This is a genomic window from Actinomyces sp. zg328, assembly GCF_009829635.1.
Classification (GTDB): domain Bacteria; phylum Actinomycetota; class Actinomycetes; order Actinomycetales; family Actinomycetaceae; genus Actinomyces; species Actinomyces marmotae.
Genome location: NZ_VWPE01000002.1, coordinates 225,097 through 247,815, shown reverse-complemented (window position 1 = coordinate 247,815; position 22,719 = coordinate 225,097). Strand labels below are relative to the sequence as shown.

Here is a 22,719-nt window from a genome sequence, read left to right as displayed (position 1 = left end):
TTAGTCCACGCGGGCGCGCATCTCCGCACCGGTCTCACCGGCGCGGGGACGCGCGGGCCGGTGGTCGGGGGAGCGATCCGGGCCCCGCCGCGCCGGGCGGCCCGATCTACCGGGTGACGAGGGACGCTGCGTGCCTGCCCGCCGCGGCCGCCGCGATGAAGGCGGCCTCGTCGGCGTCCAGGTGCCGTCCCATGGTGGACAGGCGGATGCCGGTGGCCGCCTCCATGGCCTCCAGCGTCTCGCGCAGCCCCTCGGCCCGCGCCTCGACGAGCCGGTGCTGCTGGCCGCGCTCGCGCTTGCCGCAGACACGGGCCGCCTGCTCGCGGGCCCGGGCCCAGAAGCCCTCCATGCCGGCGGGGTCGGGCGCGCCCACCGGCACGACCACGTCGGCGCCGGCCAGGGCGACCCGCCCGTAGGCGGTGATCGAGTGGTGGGAGACCCCCAGGTGCCGGGGCCGGGCGTCCGCCTGGGACATGCGCAGGCAGGCCACCGGGTGCCCGCCGAGGGCGGCGGCCGCGTTGATGGCCTCCCCGCAGGCCACCCCTGAGAAGCCCCAGGGGGTGCCCGTGCCCAGGTTCCCCGGGCCCTGGATGACGACGATGACCTCCGCGCCCAGCACATGGCGAGCTGCGAGCAGGGCGTTGTGGACGGACACCGCCTCAAGGTCTCCGCCCCAGGCCTGACCGGCGGTGACCGTGCCGGCCAGCCATCCGGCGTCGACGAGCGCGGAGACCGCCCGCGAGTAGGGCAGGGGCAGGGCCCCGCCGTCGGTCATGACGTAGGCGGCCCGCGGGCCGGGCCCGGGAGCGGCGCCGGGGGAGCGCAGGCCCGCGAGGATCGCGGGCAGGCTGGAGTGGAGGTCCGCGACGACGACGGGCGCGCCGTCCAGCGCCCGCTCGCCGATGGGCGCCGCCAGGACGTGGTGGTGCTCCGTGGCCTGCTCGTCGACGCCGGTGACCATGACCTGGTCCGGCATGTAGCGGGCCTTGACGAGGTGGCCGCCGGGCGCGGGGTCGGCGGGCAGGACGTCGAGCCGAGCCGTCACCATGGCGTGCCCTCCGGTGCCCAGGCGGCGCGCCAGCGCGGAGACCTCCAGGCGGACGCGCTCACCGGGCCCCGGCAGGCCGCCGAGCGCCTCATAGGCGACCGCCCGGCAGAACTCGCCCGCCACGAGCGCGGCGGCGCCCTCGGGGGCGGCGGTGATCCGCGCCTCAAACTCGGCGCAGCGCCGGCCCGGCGCGCCCCAGGCCCGTCGTAGGGAGGCGATCTCGGCATCGCGCAGCATCATGGCGCCACCATAGATGAACCGCGGGCCGCCAGCGGCGGCGGGGCCTACGCTTGGAGGCGTGCCCACGACCGCCATCCCCGCCGAGGAACGGCAGATCAACCTCCTGCTCGCCCTGCGCGCTACCCGAGCGGGCCTGACCGCCGCGCAGATCATCCGGGACGTGTCCGGCTACGACCCGGCCGGCGGCGCCGCCGCGGCCCGCATGTTCGAGCGGGACAAGGACGCCCTGCGCGAGCTCGGCATCGCCATCCTCACCGAGGGCCCCTCCGACGCCGTCCGCTACCGCGTCGACGACGCCGACTACGCCCTGCCCGCCATCCACCTCGATTCCGCCCAGGCCAGCGCCCTGGCCCTGGCCGCCTCCGCCTGGTCCGACGGCGCCCTGCCCGCCGCGGCCCGCCGGGCACTCACCAAGCTGCGCGCCGTCGCCGACACTGGCGGCAGCGCCCTGCCGGACCTCACCGTCGACCTCGCCGGCCACGAGATCCCCCTGGCGCTGCTGACCGCCATCGAGGAGCGCCGCGCCGTCGCCTTCGACTACGCCTCCTCCTCGCCCGGCAGCTCCGGGGCCACGCGGGCCCGTCGGGTCGATCCCCACCGGATCACCCGTCTTGAAGGCGCCTGGTACCTCGACGCCAGGGACCGGGACGCCGACCAGCCCCGCAGGTTCCGCCTCGCCCGCATCCTCGGCCCCATCACCCCCATCGGCCCCGCGGGCGCCTTCGAGCCACCGCCCCCCGCCGCCCCCGGGCCCAGGACCGCGCGGCTCGCCGTCATGCCCGGAAGGGCCCTCGGCCTACGGGCCCGAGCCCAAGGCGCCCCGCCCGATGACGCTCCCGACGAGCGGTGGCGGGGGCGCGATGTCATCCGCGTCCCCTACGCCGACCCCTTCAGCTTCGCGGGCGCCCTGGCCGCGCTCGGCGAAGCCGTCGTCGTCCTCGGGCCCACTGACCTGCGCGAGGCTGTCCTGGCGCATCTGCGCGGGGCGGCCGGGCTCACGGCCGAGACCGTGACCGAGGGGGAGGACTGACATGGCCCGCACACCCGCCGCCGCGCGCCTCGTCCGCCTCCTGGCCCTGCCAGCATGGGTCGCGGAGAACGACGGCGCCACCATCGCCGAGGCCGCCGCCCATTTCGAGGTCGACGAGGACACGATCCGTCGTGATGTGGGCACCCTGTGGGTCTCCGGCCTGCCCGGCGGCCTGCACGACGACCTCGTCGACTTCTCCGCGACCGCCTGGGAGGCGGGCCGTCTCAGTCTCAGCCAGGCCCAGGGCCTCGACCGCCCCGTGCGCCTCTCCCACGAGGAGGCAGTCTCCCTCCTGCTTTCCGTGAGGGTCCTGCGCGGCGTGCTCGGCGCCGATGCCGGGGCCGCCACCGCCCTGGGCGGCGCCGAGAGGGCGCTGGCCTGCCTGCTCGGCCCAGCGGCGCCCCCGCCCGACGACGACGCCCTCGGCGCTCCCGAGGCGCCCAGCGGGCCGGCCGCCCCCGACGAGCCCGGTCCTGCCGGTCCGGTCCCACAGGCGGCCCCCGCGACGGTCCTCGCCCAGGTACGCCGCGCCCTCGATGAGGGGCGCAGGCTCCACCTCTCCTACGTCTCGGCCACCGACGCCCCCTCCGAGCGCGACGTCGACCCCATCGCCCTGCGCTCCGATGGCTCCACGCTCACCCTGACCGCCTGGTGCCTAACCGCCAGGGCCGAGCGGAGCTTCCGCCTCGATCGCATCCTGGCCGCGAACGTCCTCAGCGCCCCGGGCACCACCCACCGGAGGCGACGCGGCCCCGGCCACGAGCAGGACCCGACCGGGGCCCCCACGGCAGAACTCATCCTCGAGCCCACCGGCCGCTGGCTCATCGAGCAGCTGCCGCGCACCCGCGCCGAGATCCTCGACGACGGGGCCATCCGCGCCGTCGTCGAGGGGCGGGACTGGGACTGGCTGCGCGGCCTCGTCCTGTCGGCCGGGCGCCACCTGCGCTTTGTCGCTCCCGCGCGTCTGGCCCGGAGCGCGCGCGAGGCCGCTCTCGCCGCGCTCGATGCTTACGCCGACGGTGGAAACCCCCCGGCCGGGGCGGAGCGGTGAGCGGGGCCCTCATCGGGGCCCGCTACACTCAGGTGCGATCACGTCGCGCATCGTCAAGCGGAAGCAGGAATCATCATGGGAGCACTCAAGCCCTGGCACTGGATCGTGCTGCTCGTCGTCATCCTCCTCGTCTTCGGGGCCGGCAAGCTGCCCGAGATCGCCTCGAGCCTCGGCCAGTCGATGAAGGTCTTCAAGAAGGAGGTCAAGGAGCTCCGCGAGGACGACGCCCCCGCGCAGCTCCAGCAGCCCCAGCAGGGCACCTACTACACCCAGCCCACCCAGCCGGGCCAGGCCGCCCCCCAGCAGAGCGCCGAGGGCACCAACCAGCAGTGAGAGCCTGGCGCCACGCAGCGCCCCCACGGATCCACCCGGATCAACGCCGCAGTTGAGCGGCCAGACACACCCGCCGTCGCAGGAAGCAGCCCATGGTCACCGTGCCCAAGGCCTCCAAGGCCCGCCGCAAGGACAACCCCGAGGCACGCATGTCCATCGGGGATCACTTGCGCGAGTTGCGCAACCGCATCGTCATCTCGGCGATCGCGATCGTCGTCGGCTCGATCGTGGGCTACTTCCTCTACGAGCCCGCCTTCGCCCTCATCACGCGCCCCATCTCGCAGGCGAACGCCAAGGGCGCCAACCTGTCGCTCAACTTCGGCACGGTGCTGTCCTCCTTCGACATCCGCCTGCGCGTGTCCATCTGGCTCGGCTTCATCCTCTCCTCGCCCATCTGGATGTTCCAGTTCTGGGCGTTCGTCGGCCCGGGCATGACGCGCAAGGAGAAGCGCTACGCCTGGCTGTACTGCGGCATCGGCGCCCTCCTGTTCCTCGCCGGCGTCGCCCTGGGGGTCTGGATTCTCCCGCACGCCATCGACATCCTGACCGGCTTCATCCCGGCCGGGGCGACCACCGGGTTCATCGACGCCAGTCCCTACCTGTCCTTCGTCACCCGGATCATCCTGGTCTTCGGCCTCACCTTCCTGCTCCCCGAGGTCCTCGTGGCGATCAATCAGTTGGGGCTGGTCAAAGGCCGCACCCTCCTGCGCGGCTGGCGGTGGGCGGTGGTGGGCATCGTGGCGCTCATGGCCGTGGCCAACCCCCTGCCGGACCCCTGGTCCATGATCTTCATGTCCATCCCGATCATCGGCCTGTACTTCGGGGCCTGCGGGATCGCCATCCAACACGACAAGCGCCTCGCCAAGCGCCGCGCGGCCCTCGACGCCGAGCTCGACGCGGCCCTCGCCCGCCCCTCACGATCCGCGATCGAAGCCGGGCCGGGATCGGCCTCCTGAGCCGCGCGCTCCCCGATGCCGATGACGCCGTCCCGCCACTCAGACGCCCCCGCCCCGCCCGCGGAGCGATACGCCGCAGCCCGCCGCCGCCAGGCCGCCTCTCGCACCGAGCTCGCGGCTTTCGCCTCAGGGCTCGGCTTCGAACTCGATGACTTCCAGGTCGCCGGCTGCCAAGCGCTCGAGCGCGACGAGGGCGTCCTCATCGCCGCCCCCACCGGCGCCGGCAAGACCGTCGTCGGGGAGTTTGCCGTCCACCTGGGGCTGGCCAAGGGCCTCAAGACCTTCTACACCACGCCCATCAAGGCCCTGTCCAACCAGAAGTACCTCGACCTGACGCGCCGCCACGGCGCCGAGCGCGTCGGCCTGCTCACCGGTGACACCTCGATCAACCCCCACGCCGACGTCATCGTCATGACCACCGAGGTCCTGCGCAACATGCTCTACTCGGGCTCGCGCGACCTCGACCGCCTCGGCTACGTCGTCATGGACGAGGTCCACTACCTCGCTGACCGCTTCCGCGGCCCGGTGTGGGAGGAGGTCATCATCCACCTCGCCCCCGAGGTGCGGGTCGTGTCCCTGTCCGCCACCGTCTCCAACGCGGAGGAGTTCGGGCAGTGGCTCGGCGAGGTGCGGGGGAGCACCACCGTCGTCGTCTCCGAGCACCGGCCCGTGCCGCTGACCCAGCACATGATCGTGGGACACAGGCTCCTGCCCCTGTACTCCCACGGCGGGGGAGCCCCCGAGGCCGCCCCGGGCAGTGCCGGAGGCGATAACGGCGCCCCGCCGTCGGAGCCCGCTCCGCCCCTCAACCCCGATCTCGTCAAGGCGGTGCGCGCCGCCCAGCGGGCCGCCGCGGCCGAGGGCGCCGCCTCCAAGAGCCGCGGCGGGGATGGCCCCCAGCCCTGGAGGCGCGGCGGCCGGGCCCCCCGGCGCGGCGCGGGCGGTGCCCGGCTGGGGCGCCTCCGCCCGCCCTCGCGCCTGACCGTCATCAGCGCCCTCGAGGCGGCCGACCTCCTGCCCGCGATCGTCTTCGTGTTCTCCCGCGCGGGCTGCGAGTCCGCCGTCAGCCAGGCGATGGCCGGGGGAGTGGACCTGACCACCCGGGAGGAGGCCGAGCGCATCCGCGAAGTCATCGACCGCCGCACGGCCGGCATCCCCACCACGGACCGGGGCGTCCTCGGCTTCCACTCATGGGCCTCGGCGCTGGAGCGGGGCGTGGCCGCGCACCACGCGGGCCTGCTCCCGGTGTTCAAGGAGACCGTTGAGGAGCTCTTCAGCGCCGGCCTCGTCAAGGTCGTCTACGCCACCGAGACCCTGGCGCTGGGCATCAACATGCCCGCGCGCACGGTCGTCCTGGAGTCGCTGCGCAAGTGGAACGGCTCCGCGCATGTCACCCTCAGCCCCGGCGAGTACACGCAGCTCACCGGCCGCGCGGGGCGTCGCGGCATCGACACCGAGGGCCACGCAATCGTCCTCGCCGCCGACGACGTCGAGCCCTCCCTGGTCTCCTCACTGGCCTCGCGGCGCACCTATCCGCTCGTCTCCGCCTTCAGACCCACCTACAACATGGCGGTCAACCTGCTGGGCCGCACCAGCCGCGAGCGGGCGCGGGAGGTCCTAGAGTCCTCCTTCGCCCAGTTCCAGGCCGATCGGGGCGTCGTCGAGCTCGCCGCGCAGGCCCGCCGCGAGCGCCGCGGCCTGGAGGAACTCGAGGCCCGGATGACCTGCCACCTCGGGGACTTCCGCGAGTACGCCGCCCTGCGCCAGGAGATCGCCGAGGCGGAGGCAGACCTGTCCTCCGAGCGCCGCTCAGCCCGGCGCGTCGAGGCCGGGCGATCCATGGCCTCGCTGCGGCGCGGCGACGTCGTCGTCTACCGCAAGGGGCGGCGCTCCCGGCACGCGGTGGTGCTCTCAGGCGGGGAGGACCGCACCGGGGCCCCGGCGCTGACCGTCCTGGGGGAGGACGGGCGCGTGGTCACTCTCAGCCCGGACACCTCGCCCGACGGCGTCATGAGGCTCGGCTGTCTGCGCGTGGCCAGCAGCGTGGACATTCGCCGCCGGGAGCACCGCGACCGGCTCGTCGGGCGCCTCGTCGACGCCATCCGCTCAGGCACGCTCTCCGAGGCGCCCGTGCGCAAGCGCCGCCGCACTGGCCCCGCCCAGCGGCGCGGCGAGGCGGACAGCCGCTCCCAGGTGACCACCGCCGAGCGCATCGAGGACCTGCGGCGCCAGGCGCGCGCCCACCCGTGTCACGGCTGCCCGGACCGCGAGGAGCACGCCCGCGTGGGGCGCAAGTGGGCCAAGGCCCGTGCCGAGGCCGCCCGGATCATGTCCCGCATCGAGACCCGCACCGGCACGATCGCTCGGCTCTTCGATGCCGTCTGCGAGGTGCTCCTGCAACTGGGCTACCTCGAGCCCGTTGAGGAGGGGCGCCCTGAGGCCGAGCTGCGGGTCACGAGCGCCGGGCGCCTCCTCGCCCGCGTGTACGCCGAGAGGGACCTGCTGATCACCGAGTGCCTGCGCTCCGGGCTCTGGGACGCCCTGGGGCCGGCCGAGCTCGCCGGGGCGGTTTCGGCCTGCGTGTACGAGCCGCGCTTGAGCGCGCAGTCCCTGGGCCTGCCCGTCTCCCCGGGCAGCAGGCTGGGGCGGGTCCTGCGCGGCGAGCTGCGGGTCTCCCGGTCGATCAACGACCTGGAGGGCCTGGGGCGCATCGCCCACTCCCCGGGTGCCGAGCCGGCCCTGGCCGGGGCCGTCGCCGCCTGGGCGCGGGGAGCCGAGCTGGCCGAGGTCCTCGACGCCACGGATATGACCGCCGGGGACTTCGTGCGCTGGGCCAAGCAGCTCCTCGACGTCCTGAGCCAGCTCGCCGGACTCGTCCCCGAGCCGGGCGCGGACCCGCGTGACGCGGAGGCGCTCACCGCGCTGGCGCTCACCGCCGCGGAGGCGAGCCTCGACGTCGGCAGGGGAGTGGTCGCATGGTCCGGGGTGTGAGCGCGGGCGCTGGCCGGGACCTGGGGGAGCGCCTGGCCCGCGCTACGCGGAGGATGATCCTGCCCACCGCCTGGGCGACCGCCTCGGGCTTGGCCCTGACCTCCGCCTTCGCCCCGCTGGACTGGTGGTGGGCGGCGCCGGTGGGAGTGGCCGGGCTCGGCATCATCGCGCGCGGGCGGACGTGGGGGAGGAGCGCCTGGCTCGGCTTCGTCGTCGGGCTGGCCTTCTTCGCCCCCCTGCTCCACTTCACGGTGCCCGCCATGGGCAACGCCCTGGGCTGGGTGGCGCTGACGATCACCGAGGCCGCCTACCTTGCGCTTCTCGGCGCCGCCTGGTCCTGGGTGAGCAGGCTCGGTCCGCTCGACGACGGGCGCGGGGAGGGCAGCGGGTCGGGCTGGCGCGGCGCCGCCGCCCGGGTGACCGCCCTCGCGGTGCTATGGGCCGCCGTCGAGGAGCTGAGATCCTCCTGGCCCTGGGGAGGCTTCCCCTTCGGGCGCCTCGCCTTCGCCATGGCCGACTCCCCACTCCTGCCCCTGGCCTCCATCGGAGGCGTCACCGGGCTCGGCCTGCTCGTCGCGCTCATCGGCGCCCTCCTGGCCGAGGCCGCCCGCGCCCTGCGCCACGGCCCGGGTCTGGGGGCGCTGACCGCCCTCATCGCCGCGGGAGCCGCCGCCGTCGCGCCGCTAGCCATCCCCATGCCCTCCCGGGCCGAGTCCGGCACCCTGCGCCTGGCCGCCGTCCAGGGCAGCGTCGCCGACGCGCGGGACTCCTACGACCGCGCCCTTGAGGTCACCGGCAAGCACGCCGATGAGACCACCCGCCTCGCGGGCGAGATCGGCCCGGGGGCCGTCGACGCCGTCGTCTGGCCGGAGAACGCCGCCGACCTCGACCCGCGCGACCACTACGCGTCCGCGCGGCGCATTGACCAGGCCGCCCGGGCTATCGGCGCCCCGATCCTCGTCGGAGCGGTCAAGTACGAGGACGATGCGCGCTACAACGACCTCCTCATGTGGTCCCCGATCACGGGAGCGGGCCCGTACTACCGCAAGCACCGCCCCGTGCCCTTCGCCGAGTACGTCCCCCTGCGCTCCTGGATCAGGAGGGTGACCACCCAGGTGGACCGCATCGGCGTCGACATGCTCCCCGGGACCGGCCCGACCACTCTCGCCGTGCCATCGGCCTCCCAGGGGCGGGACGTGGCACTGGCCGTCGGCATCTGCTTCGAGGTCGCCTACGACGATCTCCTGCGCGACGGCGTCCGGCGGGGAGGCGAGGCGATCATCATCCCCACGAACAACGCCAACTTCATCGGCACCTCGGAGACCGGCCAGCAGATCGCCCAGGGCCGGGTGCAGGCCGTCGTCCACGGCCGTGCCGTCCTCCAAGTCTCCACCACCGGCATCACCGCCGTCATCAGCCCCCGGGGGACCATCGAGCAGGAGCTCCCCGGCAATGAGCAGTCCTCGCTCGTGGCCGATCTCCCGCTGCGGACTACTCTGACCATCGCCGACCGGCTCGGGTACTGGCCCGCGCGTCTGACGCTGATCGCCGGGGCGCTGCTCGCCATCACCGGTATGGTGTCCGCTGGACGACGGCGCTGGGCCGTCCGCGCCCCGCGGGGCGGATCCCGGCAGCGCCGTCGCGCCTCAGGCTCGGCTCCCAGCAGCGGGCGATCAACGACCACACGGAGGAAGCGGACGTGAAGGCACTCGTCGTCATCCCCACCTACAACGAGATCGAGTCACTGCCCGTGGCCCTGGACAGGGTTCGCGAGCACGCCCCGGCCGCCGACATCCTCGTCGTGGACGACAACTCCCCGGACGGCACCGGCGACCTCGCCGATGGCCGCGCCGCCGCGGACGAGCGGATCCACGTTCTGCACCGCGCCGAGAAGAACGGCCTCGGCCCCGCCTACCTCGCCGGATTCTCCTGGGGACTAGGCGCTGGTTACGAGTTGCTCGTCGAGATGGATGCCGATGGCTCCCACCGCGCCGAGGACCTCGCCCTGCTCATCCAGCGCGCCGAGATGGCCGACGCCCCGGATCTCGTCATCGGCTCGCGCTGGGTGGCCGGGGGAGCCACCGAGGGATGGGACGCCAAGCGCGTGGCCCTGTCCCGTGCGGGCAACTTCTACATCAACGCCATGCTCGGCCTGCGCGTCAAGGACGCCACCGCCGGCTTCCGCGTCTACCGGGCCGACTTGCTGCGCCGCATGGACCTCTCGGCGATCGAGGCCCTCGGCTACGGCTTCCAGGTCAACATGACCAAGCTCGTCGACGAAGCCGGCGGGCGGATCGTCGAGATGCCCATCACCTTCATGGAGCGCGAGGCCGGCCAATCCAAACTCAGCGGCGGCATCTTCACCGAGGAGCTCGCCCTCGTGACCCGCTGGGGCGCCGCCAAGCGGGGCGCCCAACTCGCCGGCCTCGTCTCCACCGCCGCCCACCGCCTGCGCGGCAGGTGAGCGCGGCCCTGACGGCCCAGCGGGCGCTCCGGCGCCGCGGAACGGCCGGGGCGCGGCAGCGCGGCCCCGGAAGCACCTGCGAGCACAAGGGCGGCCGGGCCGGCTCCTCATGGGAGCCGCCCGGCCGCGCCCGTCTCTTCGGGGCCTGGCTTTGAGGGCGCTCAGAAACGCTCGCGATAGATCTCGCCGGTGCGCAGCATCTCCAGGCGCTCGTCGAGGAGGACCTTGAGCTCGTCCATCTCCCGGCGCTCCAGGAGCATGTCCCAGTGCGTGCGGGGAGCCTTCTTGGGCTCATCGGACTCCGGCTCGTCCTCCTCGCCGAGGCGCACCGCGGGAAGACCGCACTCGGGGCACTCCCAGGTCTGGGGGACCTCCGCCTCCATCGCCATGGGGACCACCGTGACATGCGCCTCAGGGCACTCGTAGGTGATCTCCTGCCGCTGAACGAACTCGACGCCCTCCTCGGACTCCATCGACTTAGCGCCGATGGTCATGCCTCGCAGTGCGCGGTCTGCCATGCCTGTGCCTCCTGGGTACGGTGAATCGGGGCGCCGTCCCGCCCGATCACCGCGCGGGTGAGGGGCCAAGGGGCGGCCGACGCCGTGGACCTCAACACGGTGAGGGCCGGGAGTGTTCCCGGACCGCGTCGGGCCAGCCCACATCATAGCGTTCGCGGGCGCGCGGCCCCATCACGTGAGATGCTGCGGTCATACCCTGAATGAATGGCTGGAGGAGGCCCTGATGTCCGACGCCATGACAGTTCTGCGGCCCACGGCGCGCGGCTCGCGGGCGCGCCTGAGGCTCTGGCCCGGGCGGCGCGCCGAGCCAGTGGGCCTGTGCCTCGTGGTCCCCGGCCTGGGTTACACGGCCTCCATGCCGCTGCTGTTCTGGCCGGCCACCGCCCTCACCGAGGCCGGGTGGGCGGTGGTGGCCCTGGAATGGGACGAGCCGCCGAGCAGCCTGGAGGAGCTGGAGAGTCAGGCCCACTGGACGCGGTCCGCGTCCAAGCGCATGACCGGCCGGGAGTCCCCGATGCTGATCGTCGGCAAGTCATTGGGCACTCGACTGGCCCCCTGGGCGGAACGCGAGGCGATCCCAGCGGCCTGGCTGACCCCCGTGCTCGACGACGAGGCGGTCCTGACCACCCTTGAGCTCGGCAAGGCGCCCGCGCTCGTCGCCGGCGGAACCGCGGACCCGGTGTGGCGCGGCGGTCCCCGCCCACGGATGGACCTGGAGGTCCTGGAGTTCCCCCAGGCGGATCACTCCCTGCTTATCGCGGGCGACTGGCAGCGCTCCATGCGGATCCAGAACCGCATCACCTCGCGCGTCCTCGATTTGGCCGCCAGGGTCGTCGCGCGGGGCTAGCCGCGCGCAGCCCTCTCATCGTTCACCGATAATGGACATTATGTCATTTCGTGTCGACGAGGGAATCCCCTAGCCGGCGGGCAGGCCTTCTGGTCCCGCCGCCTCAGACGCGCTCTCCCGCCGTCGCCATGGCGAGCACCAGCCGACGGGCCCGGATGGCCGCCATCATGATCGTCGTCCCCACGACGACGCCGAAGGCCCCCAGTGGCCACAGCACGAGCGCGGCCGCTCCGCGCCCGAGAATGATCGCGAGCAGCCCGACGCACGCCAGGACGGCTCCCGCGCCGATGCCCGTGCGCCACACGGGCGCCAGGAGGTCGCGGCCCAGCGGGTCCGGGACGCCCTCGGCAAACGCGTCCGGGCGGCCGGCGAACCGGTCGCGAGGCGCCTGGATCGGCGCCCCCGACTCGTCGATGTAGATCGTCTCCATCGTCCCCGTCCCAGTCTCGGCGGACCTACTACTTTCGGCCATGATTCGGACGTTAGAGTTGCGACCTTCGTCGAAGCCCTGAGCAACCTGTGAGGAGGCTGGTAGTGACCCGCGCCGACACGGGAATGACATAAGTGAGAGCCTTCGGGCCCGTCCGCGCCCCGTTCTCGTGGCGCTCACACGCCGGCCCGGTCTCGCTCGGTGGCGGGCCTGCGCGCGCAGCCCCGTCGACCCGCGCGGTCGCGGTCATCGGCCTACGCTCTTGCCATGACGTCGTCACTAGACCCGCCCGCAGGACCCGACGGCCCCACGGTCCCCCGGCTGGCGCCCCACCCCACCGCCGTCTTCCTCGGGGACTCCGTGGTCACGGGCTGGGACTCGGTCAGCCACCCCCGCAACCGCTTCTCGTCGCTGGTCTGCGAGCACCTGCGCTGGCGCGAGGTCAGCCTGGCGGCCGACGGCATCGGCTTCTTTTGCCGGCGCGGTGGGAAGTTGCCCGGGGGCGGCCGCTCCCCCTCGTGCCGGGACACCACTTGGTTGGAGACGGTCCTGCGCGCCGAGCCCGATGTCGTCACCATCTGCCTCGGGCTCAACGACGCCGCGCTCCTGCCCTCCCAGAGGGACCTCGTGGAGGAGGCCATCGAGCACGACTTCGCCTTCCTGGCTGAGCGCCTTCCGGGCGTTCCCACGATCGCCGCCCCCTACTTTCCCGCCCTCGGCATCGGCCCGCGCTTCGGCATCGTCCACCGGCTCGTCCACGACCACGCCACCCGCCTCGGCCTGGCCTCGACCGACGCAATGAGCACCGCGATCGACGGCGACGAGAACAAGCTCGCGATCGACGGGATCCACCCCAACGACGCCGGTCACGCGGCCATCGCCCGCGCCATGATTGCCATCTACCGCGAGATGGTCCCCAACCTGGTCCCCACTCCCCCGCCCTCCGGCGCGCCGTCGCGCGGCGCCCCGCTGTAGCACTCCGGCGCGCGCGGGCATAGGCTTGCCCGCGGTTTCCGTCCAGACGTCAAGACAAAGGAGTTGCTGTGCCTCAGCGCCGAGAGCCCACGCTCGCCGATGTCGCCGAGCTCGCGGGCGTCTCGCTGACCACGGTGTCGCGAGTGATCAACAACCGCGGTTACCTCAGCGAGGCGACCAAGGAGCGGGTCGGCGCCGCGATCGCGGAGCTCAACTACCGGCCGAACCAGGCTGCCCGCGTCCTGCACGGCATGGCCACCCGGAGCATCGGCGTCATCGTCCCGACGGTGGCCCTTCCCTTCTTCGGCGAGCTCGCCGCGCAGTTGGAGATCGCCTTGGCGGAGCACGGCTACCGCATCCTGGTGTGCAACTCCCAGGGCCGCGCCGAGCGCGAGCGAGAGTACCTCGACCTGCTCGTCTCGCATCGTGTGGACGGCATCATCTCGTCGGCCCACAACGAGGACCTCGCTGATTACGGCACCGTCCGCATGCCGTTGGTCATGATCGACCGCGACCTCTCCCCCGCCATCCCCAACATCCGCTGCGACAACGTCCGGGGAGGCTCCCTCGCCACCGAGCACCTCCTCCAGCGAGGCTCGCGCCACCCGCTGCTGCTCACCTCGCGCGCGGGCAGGCGCAACGGCCGTGAGGCGGGCTATCGGTCCGCGCTGGCCCTGGCCGGCATCGAGGCCCAGGTCGTGGCCGTCGACTTCAACACTCCCGAGCCGGAGCGAACCCAGCGCATCAACGACGAACTGACCAGCCGGCTTGGCGGTTTCGACGCCGTCTTCGCCACCGATGACCTCACCGCGGCCGGCGTCGTGGAGTGGGCCCGATCAGTAGGCCTGGGCATCCCCGAGGACCTGCGAGTCATCGGATTCGACGGCACGCGGGCGATCCGCCAGGCAGTGCCGGGGCTGACCACCATCCGACAGCCCATCGCCGAGCTCTCGCGCCGTGCTGTCGCCGAGTTGCTGGCCCAGATCGAGGCGATCCACGACGGCGTTGAGCTGCGCGCGCTGGAGATCGCCCCGATCGAGCTCCCCGTCGAGCTCGTCGTCGGCCGGACCACCTGAGCCGCGCGGCCTCATCAGCGCCGCGGACCGGTCTCGCTCTTGTTTTCGACCGGTCTCGCTCTTGTTTTCGACCGGTCTCGCGCGGGGAGCCGGGCCCGTCGCATTCCCGCGATGGGCCCGGCTCCCCGATGGTCGTGGGCCGGCGGCAGGCTCGCTCAGCCGTGGTTGACGCTGAACAGCGCGTCTCCGCGCGAGGCATCACGGGTCCCGGCCTCGGAGATGCCGGAGAACCTGTCACCGTTGGACACGACGATCGGCGTGACGATCTTGTACCCGGCCGCCTTGACCGCCTCCCAGTCGACCTCCACCAGCGGCGTGCCGCGGCGGATGACGTCGCCCTGGTGGACCTTCGGGCTGAAGTGCTTGCCGTCGAGCTGGACGGTGTCCATGCCGACGTGGATGAGCACCTCCACGCCGCTGGCGGCGCGGATGCCGTAGGCGTGGCCGGACGGGAAGGCCACGATGACCTCGCCATCGACCGGGGAGACCACCGGGCCCGCCGACGGGATGACCGCCAGGCCCGGGCCGAGCAGCCCCTGGGAGAAGACGGCGTCCTCCACCTCGGACAGCGGGACCACGCGCCCCTCGATGGGCGAGGTGACGGAGAAATCCGCAGCGGCCTCGGCGGGGAGCTCGGCCTTGACCGCCTCATGGGGCTGGCCTTCGGCGGTGCGCTCGTGGATGGCCTCCGCCTGGGCCTCGAGCACGGCCTCATCCTCGACGTCGCCGTCGGCCAGGGAGGCGGCTCCCTTGGCGGTGCGCGAGTACAGGTAGGTCCCACTGAAGGCGAGCACCGCGACGAGGGCCTCGAGGGCGAGGTAGGCCGGGATGTGCTTGGGGACCAGGGAGACGAAGCCCACGAATCCCGCGGCGCCGAGCGCCTGGCTGCGCACATCGAACAAGGACACCAGGGCGGCGCCGATGGCCGCCGAGCCCACGCCGATGAAGAACGGCCAGCGCAGGCGCAGGTTGACGCCGAAGATCGCGGGCTCGGTGATGCCCAGGAGCGCGGAGACGCCACCGGCGCCGGCCAGGCCCTTCATCTTGGCGTCCTTGGTGCGCAGGAAGACCGCGATGGCGACGGCGCCCTGGGCGACGTTGGCCATGGAGGCGATCGGGAAGATGAAGGAGCCGCCGGTGTTGGCGATGTCCGAGATCAGCGGGATCTCCACCGCCGGGAAGGACTGGTGCAGGCCGGTGACGACGATCGGCGAGTAGACGAGGCCGAACAGCGCGCCGCCCAGGGGGCCCAGCGTGTTGTACGTCCAGTCCAGGCCGTCGGTGATCCAGATGGACAGCTGGCGCGTGATCGGACCGACGACGACGAAGGTGAGGAAGCCGGTGCCGAGCAGCGTGATAAGCGGGGTGAGGAGGAAATCGGCCGTGCCGGACAGCCGCTTGTGCAACTGCTTCTCGATGACCGACAGGAGGTAGGCCACGCAGATGATCGGGATAACCATCGCCTGGTAGCCGATCTTCTGGACCTCCAGGCCGAACAGTTGCCAGCTGGGCGCGGCCCCCGTGAACTCCCAGAACTTCGCGGCCGCCTCGGGGTTGCTCATGTCGTAGGCGCTCAGCAGGGAACTGGAGACCATGGCGGCGCCCATGGCCCCGCCCAGGTAGACATTGCCACCGAAGCGCTTAGCGGCGGAGAAGCCCACGAGCACGGGGAGGAACGCGAAGGCCGCCGAGGAGATGAGGTTGATGAGGCCGGCGTAGTCGGCCAGCCAGGTCCACCGGGCCTGGAGCGACATTTCGCCGAAGAGGCCCTCGGCTGTCAGGACGTTGTTGATCGCCATCATGAGACCGCCGGCGATCAGGGCGGGCAGGATCGGGACGAAGATGTCCGCGATCATCTTGATGAACCGCGAGGCGAGGTTGCCGGACTGGGCTGCCACCTGCTTGGCCTCATCCTTCGAGACCTCCTTGACCCCGCCGGTCGCGATCATTCGATCGAAGACGTGGTCCACATCGCCGGGGCCGACGATGATCTGGTACATGCCGCCGGCGATAAAGGTTCCCTTGATATCGGGGTCCTTGTCGAGGGCCTTCTGATCGACCTTGTCCAAGTCCGCCAGGACAAGTCGCAGGCGCGTCGCGCAGTGCGCGGCCGCCGTGATGTTCTCCGCGCCGCCGACGTAGGTCAGGACGTCGGTCGCCACCCGGGCGTGATCCATTGCCACCCGGTGCCTCCTCTCAGTGGTCGGCACTGCCAGGCGCCATCCTCCCAGTCACCGGGCGCGGCGGGCCGCGAGATCGGGATCCTGGGGATGGGATGGGGCGCCACGGGATCATCGATGACCCCCTGGCAGAACCTGTGTCAAACGTGAGTCACAGTACCGTTGCGCGCCCACCCGGGCAAGGCCGTTCTGCCTGCTGGGCGGTGCGAGGGCCGAGGTCGCCGTCGGCGCTCTCATGGACCGCCCGCGCCCGCCCACCGGGCCCCGCCCGACGCGCCCACGCCTCGGTGGGGCTCGGCCCTATTCGCCCGGGTCACGCTAGGCTCAGCATCATGACAGCCGAGCGCCCGCGCACCTCAGGGACCCTGCCCGCCTCCTCCTCACGCGGCCGCCGCCAAGCCGGGGCTCCGGCCTCCGGCGCCGGCTGGCCCGGCCCCTCGCTCGGCATCGACTTGGGCACCACGCGCACGGTGGTGGCCCGCGCCGACCGCGGGAACTACCCGGTCGTGCCCTTCACCGATGAGCACGGCGACGCCCAGGAGTACCTTCCCTCGCTCACAGCCCTGACCCCGGACGGCCTGCTCCACGGCTTCGCCGCGCGCGCCGCCGCCCGCGACGGCGCCCCGCTGCTGCGCAGTCTCAAGCGGCGCCTGGCGAGCCCGCGCATCACCCCGGCCACCGAGGTCGAGCTCGGCGGCCAGCGTTTCACCGTCCTGGAGATCCTCACCGACTACCTGCGCCACCTGCGATCCCAGCTCAAGGCGGCCCCCGGCATGGACGACGCCGACCCCGGCGCGCGAGGATCGAGCGTCTCGGTCGCCGTCGCCGTGCCGGCCCATGCCTTCGGCGCCCAGCGCCTCCTGACCCTCGAGGCCTTTGGCGATGCCGGCTTCAACGTCATCGCCATGCTCAACGAGCCCAGCGCGGCCGGATTCGAGTACACGCACCGCAAGGCCCGCACCGTCTCCTCCAAGCGCACCCGCGTGCTGGTTTACGACCTGGGCGGCGGCACCTTCGACACCTCGCTCGTGGACGTGCGCGGTGTCGCTCACGAGGTGCTGGCTTCGCGCGGCCTGGGGGACCTCGGCGGCGACGACGTCGACCTCCTCCTCGCCCAGCTCGCGCTCGAGCGCGCGGGCGCGCGGGAGGAGGACCTCGATGATCGCGAGGTCTCCGATCTGCTCGACCAGTGCCGCGACGCCAAGGAGGCGCTCTCCCCCCAGACCCGGCGCATCGCGCTGGACGTGCGGGGCAAGGACGTCATCATCCCGACGGCCGAGCTCTATGACGCATGCAAGCCCCTCATGGAGCGCTCGCTGGACGTCATGGAACCCCTCATCGGCCGCCTCGCCGACGGCGACCCGGATCTCACCGAGGTCGCGGGCGTCCACCTGGTCGGCGGGGGCTCCGCTCTGCCCCTCGTGCCCAGGATGCTGCGCGAGCGCTTCGGCGCGAGGGTCCACCGCTCCCCCTACCCCGGGGCCTCCACCGCGATCGGCCTCGCCATCGCCTCGGACCGCGATTCCGGCTATGACCTCATCGACCGCCTCTCGCGCGGCTTTGGTGTGTTCCGCGAGGCCGATGGCGGCCAGCGCACGACCTTCGACGCCATCCTGGGTGAGGACGCGATCCAGGCCGGCGCCACCCGCGAGGGCACGGTCATCACCCGCCAGTACACGGCCGTCCACAACATCGGTCGCTTCCGGTTCGTCGAGTGCGCGGGCGTGGACGCCGACGGCGAGCCCCGCGGCGAACTCGCCCCGTACCAGGAGATCATCTTCCCCTTCGACCCCGCCCTGCGCGATGAGGACCTCTCCGGGCGCCCTGTCGAGCGCACGGGCGCGGGGCGCCGCGTTCAGGAGCGCTACGAGATCGACTCCGCGGGCCTCGTCCGGGTGACGATCACCGACCTCGAGGACGGCTTCTCACGCCACTACGTCCTGGGCCGCCAGACCGCCTGAGGCCCTTGGAGGCGCGTCGGCGCCCCGCTGGCCCCCTGGAACGGGGCGGCGGGGCGCCTCATTAGGCCGCGATGGGCGGCGCGGAGTGGGGGCCATCCAGTGGGATCCCTCCCCCATCACCCCCAGGGGCTGGAGGCGCGCGATCGCGGGGAGTGGATCAGCCGGCCTGGCGCTTGGCGGCCCGGCGCTTGGCGAGCTCATCCTCGACGACGGGCGCCTCAGCGTGGTCCACCGGGAGTTCGGCGAGCGATCCCTCGATCTCATGCCAGACCCGGCCGACGGCGATCCCGAAGACGCCCTGCCCGCCCTGGACGAGGTCGATGACCTCGTCGGCGGAGGTGCACTCGTAGACGGAGGCGCCATCGCTCATGAGGGTCATGGAGGTGAGGTCCTCGACCCCGCGCTCGTGGAGGGCGTCCACCGCCGTGCGGATCTGCTGGAGGGAGACGCCGGTGTCGAGCAGGCGCTTGACGATCTTGAGCAGGAGGATGTCGCGGAAGGCGTAGAGGCGCTGCGTGCCCGAGCCTTTGGCGCCGCGCACCGTCGGCTCGACCAGCCCGGTGCGGGCCCAGTAGTCGAGCTGGCGGTAGGTGATGCCGGCGGCGCGGCAGGCGACCGGCCCGCGGTACCCCGAGGAGGTGTCGAGGTCCGGAAGGGTGTCACCGAAGAGCATGCCCTGGACGAGTTGCGGTGCGGGTGCGTGGCGACTCGCTTCGTTGGCGCTCACAGGGCTGCTCCTCACGGATCGGTTACTGGCTCTTGGATCGCGACGGGCTGCCGTCAACGACCGCATGCCCCACGATAGAGGGCGATCCGCTCCCACTCAACGAAGGGCGCGCCGGGCGGGGCCCCTCCATTGGATGTCAATCTCAACCTCAACTCAAGGGATGACGGCGGAAGGCCGGTTTTTCGCTGGTATTCGAGGGCTTCATCGGCACACTAAACAGTGTGGGCGTGATCGCCATCACCTCAATATTCACATCTGTCACACGTGTCCCGCGTGTCGCGCCGGGTGGCCCCGGGTGGCCCCGGATCCCGCCCTCATCGGGTCGGGGGTTCCTCCGGGATGGCGGTGGCCAGGCTCCGGCGCCAGCGCGCCATCCGCTCGTGCGTCGTCTGCTCGCCCAGGTCCACCCCGCGCAGCCTCAGCAGCGTCTCGGAGGCGAGGATCGGCCGGTCCAGGGCGCTCGCCAGGACGAGGGCGTCGCCCGGGGCGCAGGGGACCTCCCCTACCTCTCCGCGCTCGTCCCTTCCGGCGATGGCCAGGCCGCAGACGAGGCGGGCATCGGCGTCGACCCCGAGCCGTATCTGGAGCAGGGAGCCGCCCAGCACCTGGACGCTGCGCGCCAGCAGGCTCACCCAGTCGGGTCGCGTGGAGGGAGCCGGCTCGGAGAGCACGAGCCCCTCGCGCGCGGTCACGGGGACGGCGATCATGCCGGGGCCACCGGCCTCGACGAGGATCGCGACGAGGCCGGTGGAGGCTTGGGTGGATCGGATGCCCACGAGATGCATGGGGCGCACACCACAAGGCTACGGGTCAGTCGGGCGCCGCGTCCGGCGAATGGGCGCACCGACTCATCAGCGACTCTGGCCCTCGCCGTTGCCGGGCCCGCCGGGAGGCCTCCCGGCTCAGGACAGGGCGCGCACGGCCAGGTGCAGCAGCTCCCCGTGCAGCTCGCCGATGAGGCCGGCGAGCCGGGTGGCCGAGTCCTCGGCCGCCGTGGCCGAGCGGCGCCGGGCGGGCCGTGTGGCCTGATCGATGGAGTCAGCCGTCCGCTCCGCGCTGGTGCGCACCGACCGCAGGTTGCGTAGGGGCAGCCCCAGGCGCGCGGCCTCCAGGGCCAGGCGCGTGATGCGCAGGGCCTGGGGCGCGAAGCGCCCGCGGGCATCCGCGGCGATGAGGCCTGCTGAGATGAGTTCGTTGACATCCGCCTCGGAGGCCCCCGTGAGGGCCCTGAGGTCCTCCAGGCTCATGTCGGCTCCCTCGACGGCGCGCCCCCGCGAGGCCACCACCCGGGCAACGGGGGCCGGATCCGGCGCCGAGGCGGAGGCGTCCATGTCCTCCAGCCTCTCGCGGATGACGCCCAGCGGCAGGTACTCATCGCGCTGGGCCGTCAGGGCGAAGCGCAGCCTGGCGACGTCGGCCTGCGAGTAGCGCCGGTAGCCGTTGCCGATCCGGTGCGGCGAGATAAGCCCCTCAGTCTCCAAGTAGCGCAACTTGGACACCGACAGCGCGGGAAACTCGGCCCTCAGCGCCTCGACGACCTCGCTGATCTTCATCGTGGCCTCGCGGGAGGCACCGCGAGGCCACGGCCCCGGAGCCCCCTGCCCGGCGGCGGGGCCCTGCTCGCGGGATCGACTGGGCTGGCTCACTGGGCGGCCGCGGCGGGGCCGGGGTGGTAGGTCATCCGGAACTTGCCGATCTGGACCTCGTCGCCGGCTCGCAGTGCCGCCTGCTCCACGCGCTCCCTATTGACGTAAGTGCCGTTGAGCGACCCCGAGTCGCGCACGGCGTACCCGCCGTCGACGGCGGAGAAGATCGCGTGCTTGCGGGACACCGTCACGTCATCGAGGAAGATGTCCGCGCGGGGATGGCGGCCCACTGTCGTCTGCTGGGCGTCCAGGAGGAATCGCGCCCCGGTCACCGGGCCGTGCTGGACGATGAGAAGCGCCGTGCCCGCAGGCAGGGCGGCGATCGCAGCCCGGTCCTGAGCCGAGAGGCCGGTGACCTGGACGTCGATATCGGCGGAGAAGTCGATCGCGCCGAGGGTCTGGGTCGACGTGGTGTCCGAATCCGATGGAATGCTCGTCATCGTGGCCCCCTCTGGTAGGGCGGCGCTCGTCGCGCCGCGATGGGCCCACAATACCGGTCACCGCGCGCCGTCGTCGCGCCGTTGTGGCTCTCACTCCCTCATCGAACGCGGGAATAAGGCGCCGGCGAGGGGAACGGGCGCGGGCGCCGCGAGCCCCCGCGGCGCCCGCGCCCCGCTCGGGCCTCAGGCCCACTTCTCCTCGACGCGCTCGGGCGCGGACCAGGTGACGTGGTAGGTGCCCTCCGGGTCGTCCACGCGGTGGTAGGTGTGCGAGCCGAAGAAGTCCCGCTGGCCCTGGATGAGGGCCGCGGGCAGGCGCTCTGCCCTCAGTTGGTCCACGTAGGCCAGCGAGGAGGCGAAGGCGGGCGCTGGGACGCCGGCCAGGGCCGCCGTGGCGACGATGCGGCGCCAGGCGGGCAGGACCGCCTCCAGCGCTGAGGCGAAGACCGGAGCGGTCAGGAGGCTGCCGAGCGCCGGCTCCTCGTCGTAGGCGCGGGTGATGTCATCCAGGAAGCGGGCGCGGATGATGCAGCCGCCGCGCCAGATGCGGGCCATGGCGCCCAGGTCGACTTGCCAGCCGTAGAGTTGAGAGGCTGTGGCGATCTCGTCGAAGCCCTGCGCGTAGGCGGCGATCTTCGAGCCGTAGAGCGCGTCCTTGACCGCCGCCACGAACTCCTCGCGCGCCTTAGGCTCGTCCAGCGCCGGGGGCTGGGCGCCCGCGTCGAGGGAGGCGTTGCGCACGGCCAGGCGCGCGCCGGCCGAGGAGGAGGCGGCGCGCGCGAAGGTCGCCTCGGCGATGGCGGGCACGGCCACGCCGAGTTCCAGGGCCGTCTGAGTGGTCCACACGCCGGTGCCCTTCTGGCCCGCGGCGTCGACGACGGCGTCGACGAAGGGCCCGCCCGTGGCGGGGTCCGTGCGGGACAGGACCTCGGTGGTGACGTCGATGAGGTAGGAGTCGAGCTCGGAGTCCTTCCAGGTGCGGAAGACCTCAGCGATCTCGGCGACGCTCATGCCCGCCACGCCGCGCAGGAGGTCGTAGGCCTCGGCGATGAGTTGCATGTCGGCGTACTCGATGCCGTTGTGGACCATCTTGACGAAGTGGCCCGCGCCATCGGGGCCCACATGGGTGCAGCAGGGGGCGCCGTCGACCTGGGCGGAAATGGACTCGAGCATGGGGCCGAGGCGGTTGTAGGACTCCGCCGTCCCACCGGGCATGATGGAGGGGCCCAGCAGCGCGCCCTCCTCCCCACCGGAGACGCCCATGCCCACGAAGTGCAGCCCGCGATCGCGCAGTGCCTCCTCGCGGCGGCGGGTGTCGGTGTAGAGGGTGTTGCCGGCGTCAACGATGATGTCGCCGGGCTCCATGAGATCGGCGAGCGCGTCGATGACCGCCTCGGTGGCGGGCCCCGCCTGCACCATGATGATGGCCACGCGGGGGCGGCGCAGGGAGGCGACGAAGTCCGCGAGTTCGGCGGCGGGCACGAAGGTCCCCTCGTCCGCGTAGCGGTCCATGAGCCTCTCGGTGCGGGCCAGGGTCCGGTTGAAGACGGCCACCTCGTGGCCGTGGCGGGCCAGGTTTCGGGCGAGGTTGGCCCCCATCACCCCCAGGCCGACGACGCCGAGGTCTGCGGTTGAGCGGGCAGGGGTGAAACTGGTCATCGCGTTGCCTTTCGGTGGATCACGGCCCGAGCAGCCGATGCGGCTGGCGCCTTCAGCCCCGCTGCGCGCGGGGATACTCGCGTGGGCCGCTGCCAACAGTAGCCCCCGCGGGGGCCCGCGGCCCCACCGGCCCACGCCCCTTACTCT

Annotated in this window: 20 protein-coding genes; 11 read left to right on the top strand and 9 right to left on the bottom strand. The window is 72.7% G+C overall.

The features are described from left to right. Positions 1-106 precede the first annotated feature (106 nt). On the bottom strand, positions 107-1,288 hold the full coding sequence (locus tag GVV75_RS02375) for a DUF3866 family protein (protein ID WP_159813300.1): 1,182 nt from the start codon (positions 1,286-1,288) through the stop codon (positions 107-109). A 58-nt stretch (positions 1,289-1,346) separates the two neighbouring features. Here GVV75_RS02375 and GVV75_RS02370 point away from each other — a divergent pair, with 58 nt between their 5' ends. The 7 genes from GVV75_RS02370 (at position 1,347) to GVV75_RS02340 (ending at position 10,113) form a co-directional block, all read left to right on the top strand. Then, positions 1,347-2,318, top strand: coding sequence for a helix-turn-helix transcriptional regulator (locus GVV75_RS02370; protein ID WP_236266032.1), 972 nt, complete (start codon positions 1,347-1,349; stop codon positions 2,316-2,318). A gap of 1 nt (position 2,319) precedes the next feature. Continuing rightward, a complete protein-coding gene (locus GVV75_RS02365; RefSeq protein WP_159813296.1) occupies positions 2,320-3,369 on the top strand; it encodes a helix-turn-helix transcriptional regulator in 1,050 nt (349 codons plus the stop codon). A 75-nt stretch (positions 3,370-3,444) separates the two neighbouring features. Continuing rightward, positions 3,445-3,702 (top strand): Sec-independent protein translocase subunit TatA, encoded by a 258-nt coding sequence (tatA, locus tag GVV75_RS02360; protein ID WP_159523758.1) that lies wholly within the window; start codon positions 3,445-3,447, stop codon positions 3,700-3,702. A gap of 92 nt (positions 3,703-3,794) precedes the next feature. Continuing rightward, a complete protein-coding gene (gene tatC / locus GVV75_RS02355; protein WP_159523756.1) occupies positions 3,795-4,658 on the top strand; it encodes a twin-arginine translocase subunit TatC in 864 nt (287 codons plus the stop codon). Positions 4,659-4,679: 21 nt separating this feature from the next. Next, complete coding sequence (locus GVV75_RS02350; RefSeq protein WP_159813294.1) at positions 4,680-7,649, top strand: DEAD/DEAH box helicase; 2,970 nt, start codon at positions 4,680-4,682, stop codon at positions 7,647-7,649. Positions 7,650-7,702: 53 nt separating this feature from the next. Then, positions 7,703-9,352, top strand: a complete 1,650-nt coding sequence (gene lnt / locus GVV75_RS02345; protein WP_159813322.1) for an apolipoprotein N-acyltransferase — start codon at positions 7,703-7,705, stop codon at positions 9,350-9,352. Beyond that, positions 9,349-10,113, top strand: a complete 765-nt coding sequence (locus GVV75_RS02340; protein ID WP_159813292.1) for a polyprenol monophosphomannose synthase — start codon at positions 9,349-9,351, stop codon at positions 10,111-10,113. The genes lnt and GVV75_RS02340 overlap by 4 nt, the downstream gene beginning before the upstream one ends. Before the next feature lie 161 nt (positions 10,114-10,274). Here the strand turns inward: GVV75_RS02340 and GVV75_RS02335 are convergent, their stop codons facing one another. Next, entirely contained in the window at positions 10,275-10,631 is a 357-nt protein-coding gene (locus GVV75_RS02335; RefSeq protein ID WP_159522924.1) for an RNA polymerase-binding protein RbpA, read from the bottom strand. A 223-nt stretch (positions 10,632-10,854) separates the two neighbouring features. On the opposite strand from GVV75_RS02335, the gene GVV75_RS02330 reads away from it, so the two are divergent. Beyond that, the gene (locus GVV75_RS02330; protein ID WP_159813290.1) at positions 10,855-11,478 is read left to right on the top strand and encodes a hypothetical protein; all 624 of its coding nucleotides are present in this window, start codon (positions 10,855-10,857) and stop codon (positions 11,476-11,478) included. A 103-nt stretch (positions 11,479-11,581) separates the two neighbouring features. Here the strand turns inward: GVV75_RS02330 and GVV75_RS02325 are convergent, their stop codons facing one another. Continuing rightward, on the bottom strand, positions 11,582-11,950 hold the full coding sequence (locus GVV75_RS02325; protein WP_159813288.1) for a hypothetical protein: 369 nt from the start codon (positions 11,948-11,950) through the stop codon (positions 11,582-11,584). 225 nt (positions 11,951-12,175) lie between these two features. On the opposite strand from GVV75_RS02325, the gene GVV75_RS02320 reads away from it, so the two are divergent. Both GVV75_RS02320 and GVV75_RS02315 read left to right on the top strand, forming a co-directional pair. Beyond that, positions 12,176-12,883, top strand: a complete 708-nt coding sequence (locus GVV75_RS02320) for an SGNH/GDSL hydrolase family protein (RefSeq protein ID WP_159813286.1) — start codon at positions 12,176-12,178, stop codon at positions 12,881-12,883. 68 nt (positions 12,884-12,951) lie between these two features. Beyond that, positions 12,952-13,959 carry a LacI family DNA-binding transcriptional regulator gene (locus GVV75_RS02315; RefSeq protein WP_159522932.1) on the top strand — a complete coding sequence of 336 codons (1,008 nt, stop codon included), beginning with the start codon at positions 12,952-12,954 and terminating at the stop codon, positions 13,957-13,959. 155 nt (positions 13,960-14,114) lie between these two features. Here GVV75_RS02315 and GVV75_RS02310 read toward each other — a convergent pair whose 3' ends face one another. Then, entirely contained in the window at positions 14,115-16,136 is a 2,022-nt protein-coding gene (locus GVV75_RS02310; RefSeq protein ID WP_175994113.1) for a PTS beta-glucoside transporter subunit IIBCA, read from the bottom strand. A gap of 335 nt (positions 16,137-16,471) precedes the next feature. On the opposite strand from GVV75_RS02310, the gene GVV75_RS02305 reads away from it, so the two are divergent. After that, positions 16,472-18,100 carry an Hsp70 family protein gene (locus tag GVV75_RS02305; RefSeq protein WP_159522936.1) on the top strand — a complete coding sequence of 543 codons (1,629 nt, stop codon included), beginning with the start codon at positions 16,472-16,474 and terminating at the stop codon, positions 18,098-18,100. Between the two features lie 157 nt (positions 18,101-18,257). Here GVV75_RS02305 and GVV75_RS02300 read toward each other — a convergent pair whose 3' ends face one another. The 5 genes from GVV75_RS02300 to gndA all read right to left on the bottom strand — a co-directional run bounded on the left by GVV75_RS02300 (position 18,258) and on the right by gndA (position 22,572). Then, positions 18,258-18,773: a MerR family transcriptional regulator gene (locus GVV75_RS02300; RefSeq protein ID WP_159523132.1), complete on the bottom strand. Its 516-nt coding sequence runs from the start codon at positions 18,771-18,773 to the stop codon at positions 18,258-18,260. 368 nt (positions 18,774-19,141) lie between these two features. Beyond that, entirely contained in the window at positions 19,142-19,612 is a 471-nt protein-coding gene (locus GVV75_RS02295) for a bifunctional nuclease (protein ID WP_413227738.1), read from the bottom strand. 117 nt (positions 19,613-19,729) lie between these two features. Then, positions 19,730-20,380, bottom strand: a complete 651-nt coding sequence (gene ftsR / locus GVV75_RS02290) for a transcriptional regulator FtsR (RefSeq protein WP_159522940.1) — start codon at positions 20,378-20,380, stop codon at positions 19,730-19,732. An 89-nt stretch (positions 20,381-20,469) separates the two neighbouring features. Continuing rightward, positions 20,470-20,913, bottom strand: a complete 444-nt coding sequence (locus GVV75_RS02285; RefSeq protein WP_159522942.1) for an FHA domain-containing protein — start codon at positions 20,911-20,913, stop codon at positions 20,470-20,472. A gap of 183 nt (positions 20,914-21,096) precedes the next feature. Then, positions 21,097-22,572: an NADP-dependent phosphogluconate dehydrogenase gene (gndA, locus tag GVV75_RS02280; RefSeq protein ID WP_159522944.1), complete on the bottom strand. Its 1,476-nt coding sequence runs from the start codon at positions 22,570-22,572 to the stop codon at positions 21,097-21,099. Between the last annotated feature and the right edge of the window lie 147 nt (positions 22,573-22,719).

Excerpts from the sequence above, each read along its gene's own strand:
- GVV75_RS02375 (WP_159813300.1), bottom strand. The coding sequence starts at position 1,288 with ATGATGCTGCGCGATGCCGAGATCGCCTCCCTACGACGGGCCTGGGGC.
- GVV75_RS02365 (WP_159813296.1), top strand. The coding sequence starts at position 2,320 with ATGGCCCGCACACCCGCCGCCGCGCGCCTCGTCCGCCTCCTGGCCCTG.
- tatA (WP_159523758.1), top strand. The coding sequence starts at position 3,445 with ATGGGAGCACTCAAGCCCTGGCACTGGATCGTGCTGCTCGTCGTCATC.
- tatC (WP_159523756.1), top strand. The coding sequence starts at position 3,795 with ATGGTCACCGTGCCCAAGGCCTCCAAGGCCCGCCGCAAGGACAACCCC.
- GVV75_RS02350 (WP_159813294.1), top strand. The coding sequence starts at position 4,680 with ATGACGCCGTCCCGCCACTCAGACGCCCCCGCCCCGCCCGCGGAGCGA.
- lnt (WP_159813322.1), top strand. The coding sequence starts at position 7,703 with ATGATCCTGCCCACCGCCTGGGCGACCGCCTCGGGCTTGGCCCTGACC.
- GVV75_RS02335 (WP_159522924.1), bottom strand. The coding sequence starts at position 10,631 with ATGGCAGACCGCGCACTGCGAGGCATGACCATCGGCGCTAAGTCGATG.
- GVV75_RS02330 (WP_159813290.1), top strand. The coding sequence starts at position 10,855 with ATGTCCGACGCCATGACAGTTCTGCGGCCCACGGCGCGCGGCTCGCGG.
- GVV75_RS02325 (WP_159813288.1), bottom strand. The coding sequence starts at position 11,950 with ATGGCCGAAAGTAGTAGGTCCGCCGAGACTGGGACGGGGACGATGGAG.
- GVV75_RS02320 (WP_159813286.1), top strand. The coding sequence starts at position 12,176 with ATGACGTCGTCACTAGACCCGCCCGCAGGACCCGACGGCCCCACGGTC.
- GVV75_RS02310 (WP_175994113.1), bottom strand. The coding sequence starts at position 16,136 with ATGGATCACGCCCGGGTGGCGACCGACGTCCTGACCTACGTCGGCGGC.
- GVV75_RS02305 (WP_159522936.1), top strand. The coding sequence starts at position 16,472 with ATGACAGCCGAGCGCCCGCGCACCTCAGGGACCCTGCCCGCCTCCTCC.
- GVV75_RS02300 (WP_159523132.1), bottom strand. The coding sequence starts at position 18,773 with ATGCTCTTCGGTGACACCCTTCCGGACCTCGACACCTCCTCGGGGTAC.
- GVV75_RS02295 (WP_413227738.1), bottom strand. The coding sequence starts at position 19,612 with ATGCATCTCGTGGGCATCCGATCCACCCAAGCCTCCACCGGCCTCGTC.
- ftsR (WP_159522940.1), bottom strand. The coding sequence starts at position 20,380 with ATGAAGATCAGCGAGGTCGTCGAGGCGCTGAGGGCCGAGTTTCCCGCG.
- GVV75_RS02285 (WP_159522942.1), bottom strand. The coding sequence starts at position 20,913 with ATGACGAGCATTCCATCGGATTCGGACACCACGTCGACCCAGACCCTC.
- gndA (WP_159522944.1), bottom strand. The coding sequence starts at position 22,572 with ATGACCAGTTTCACCCCTGCCCGCTCAACCGCAGACCTCGGCGTCGTC.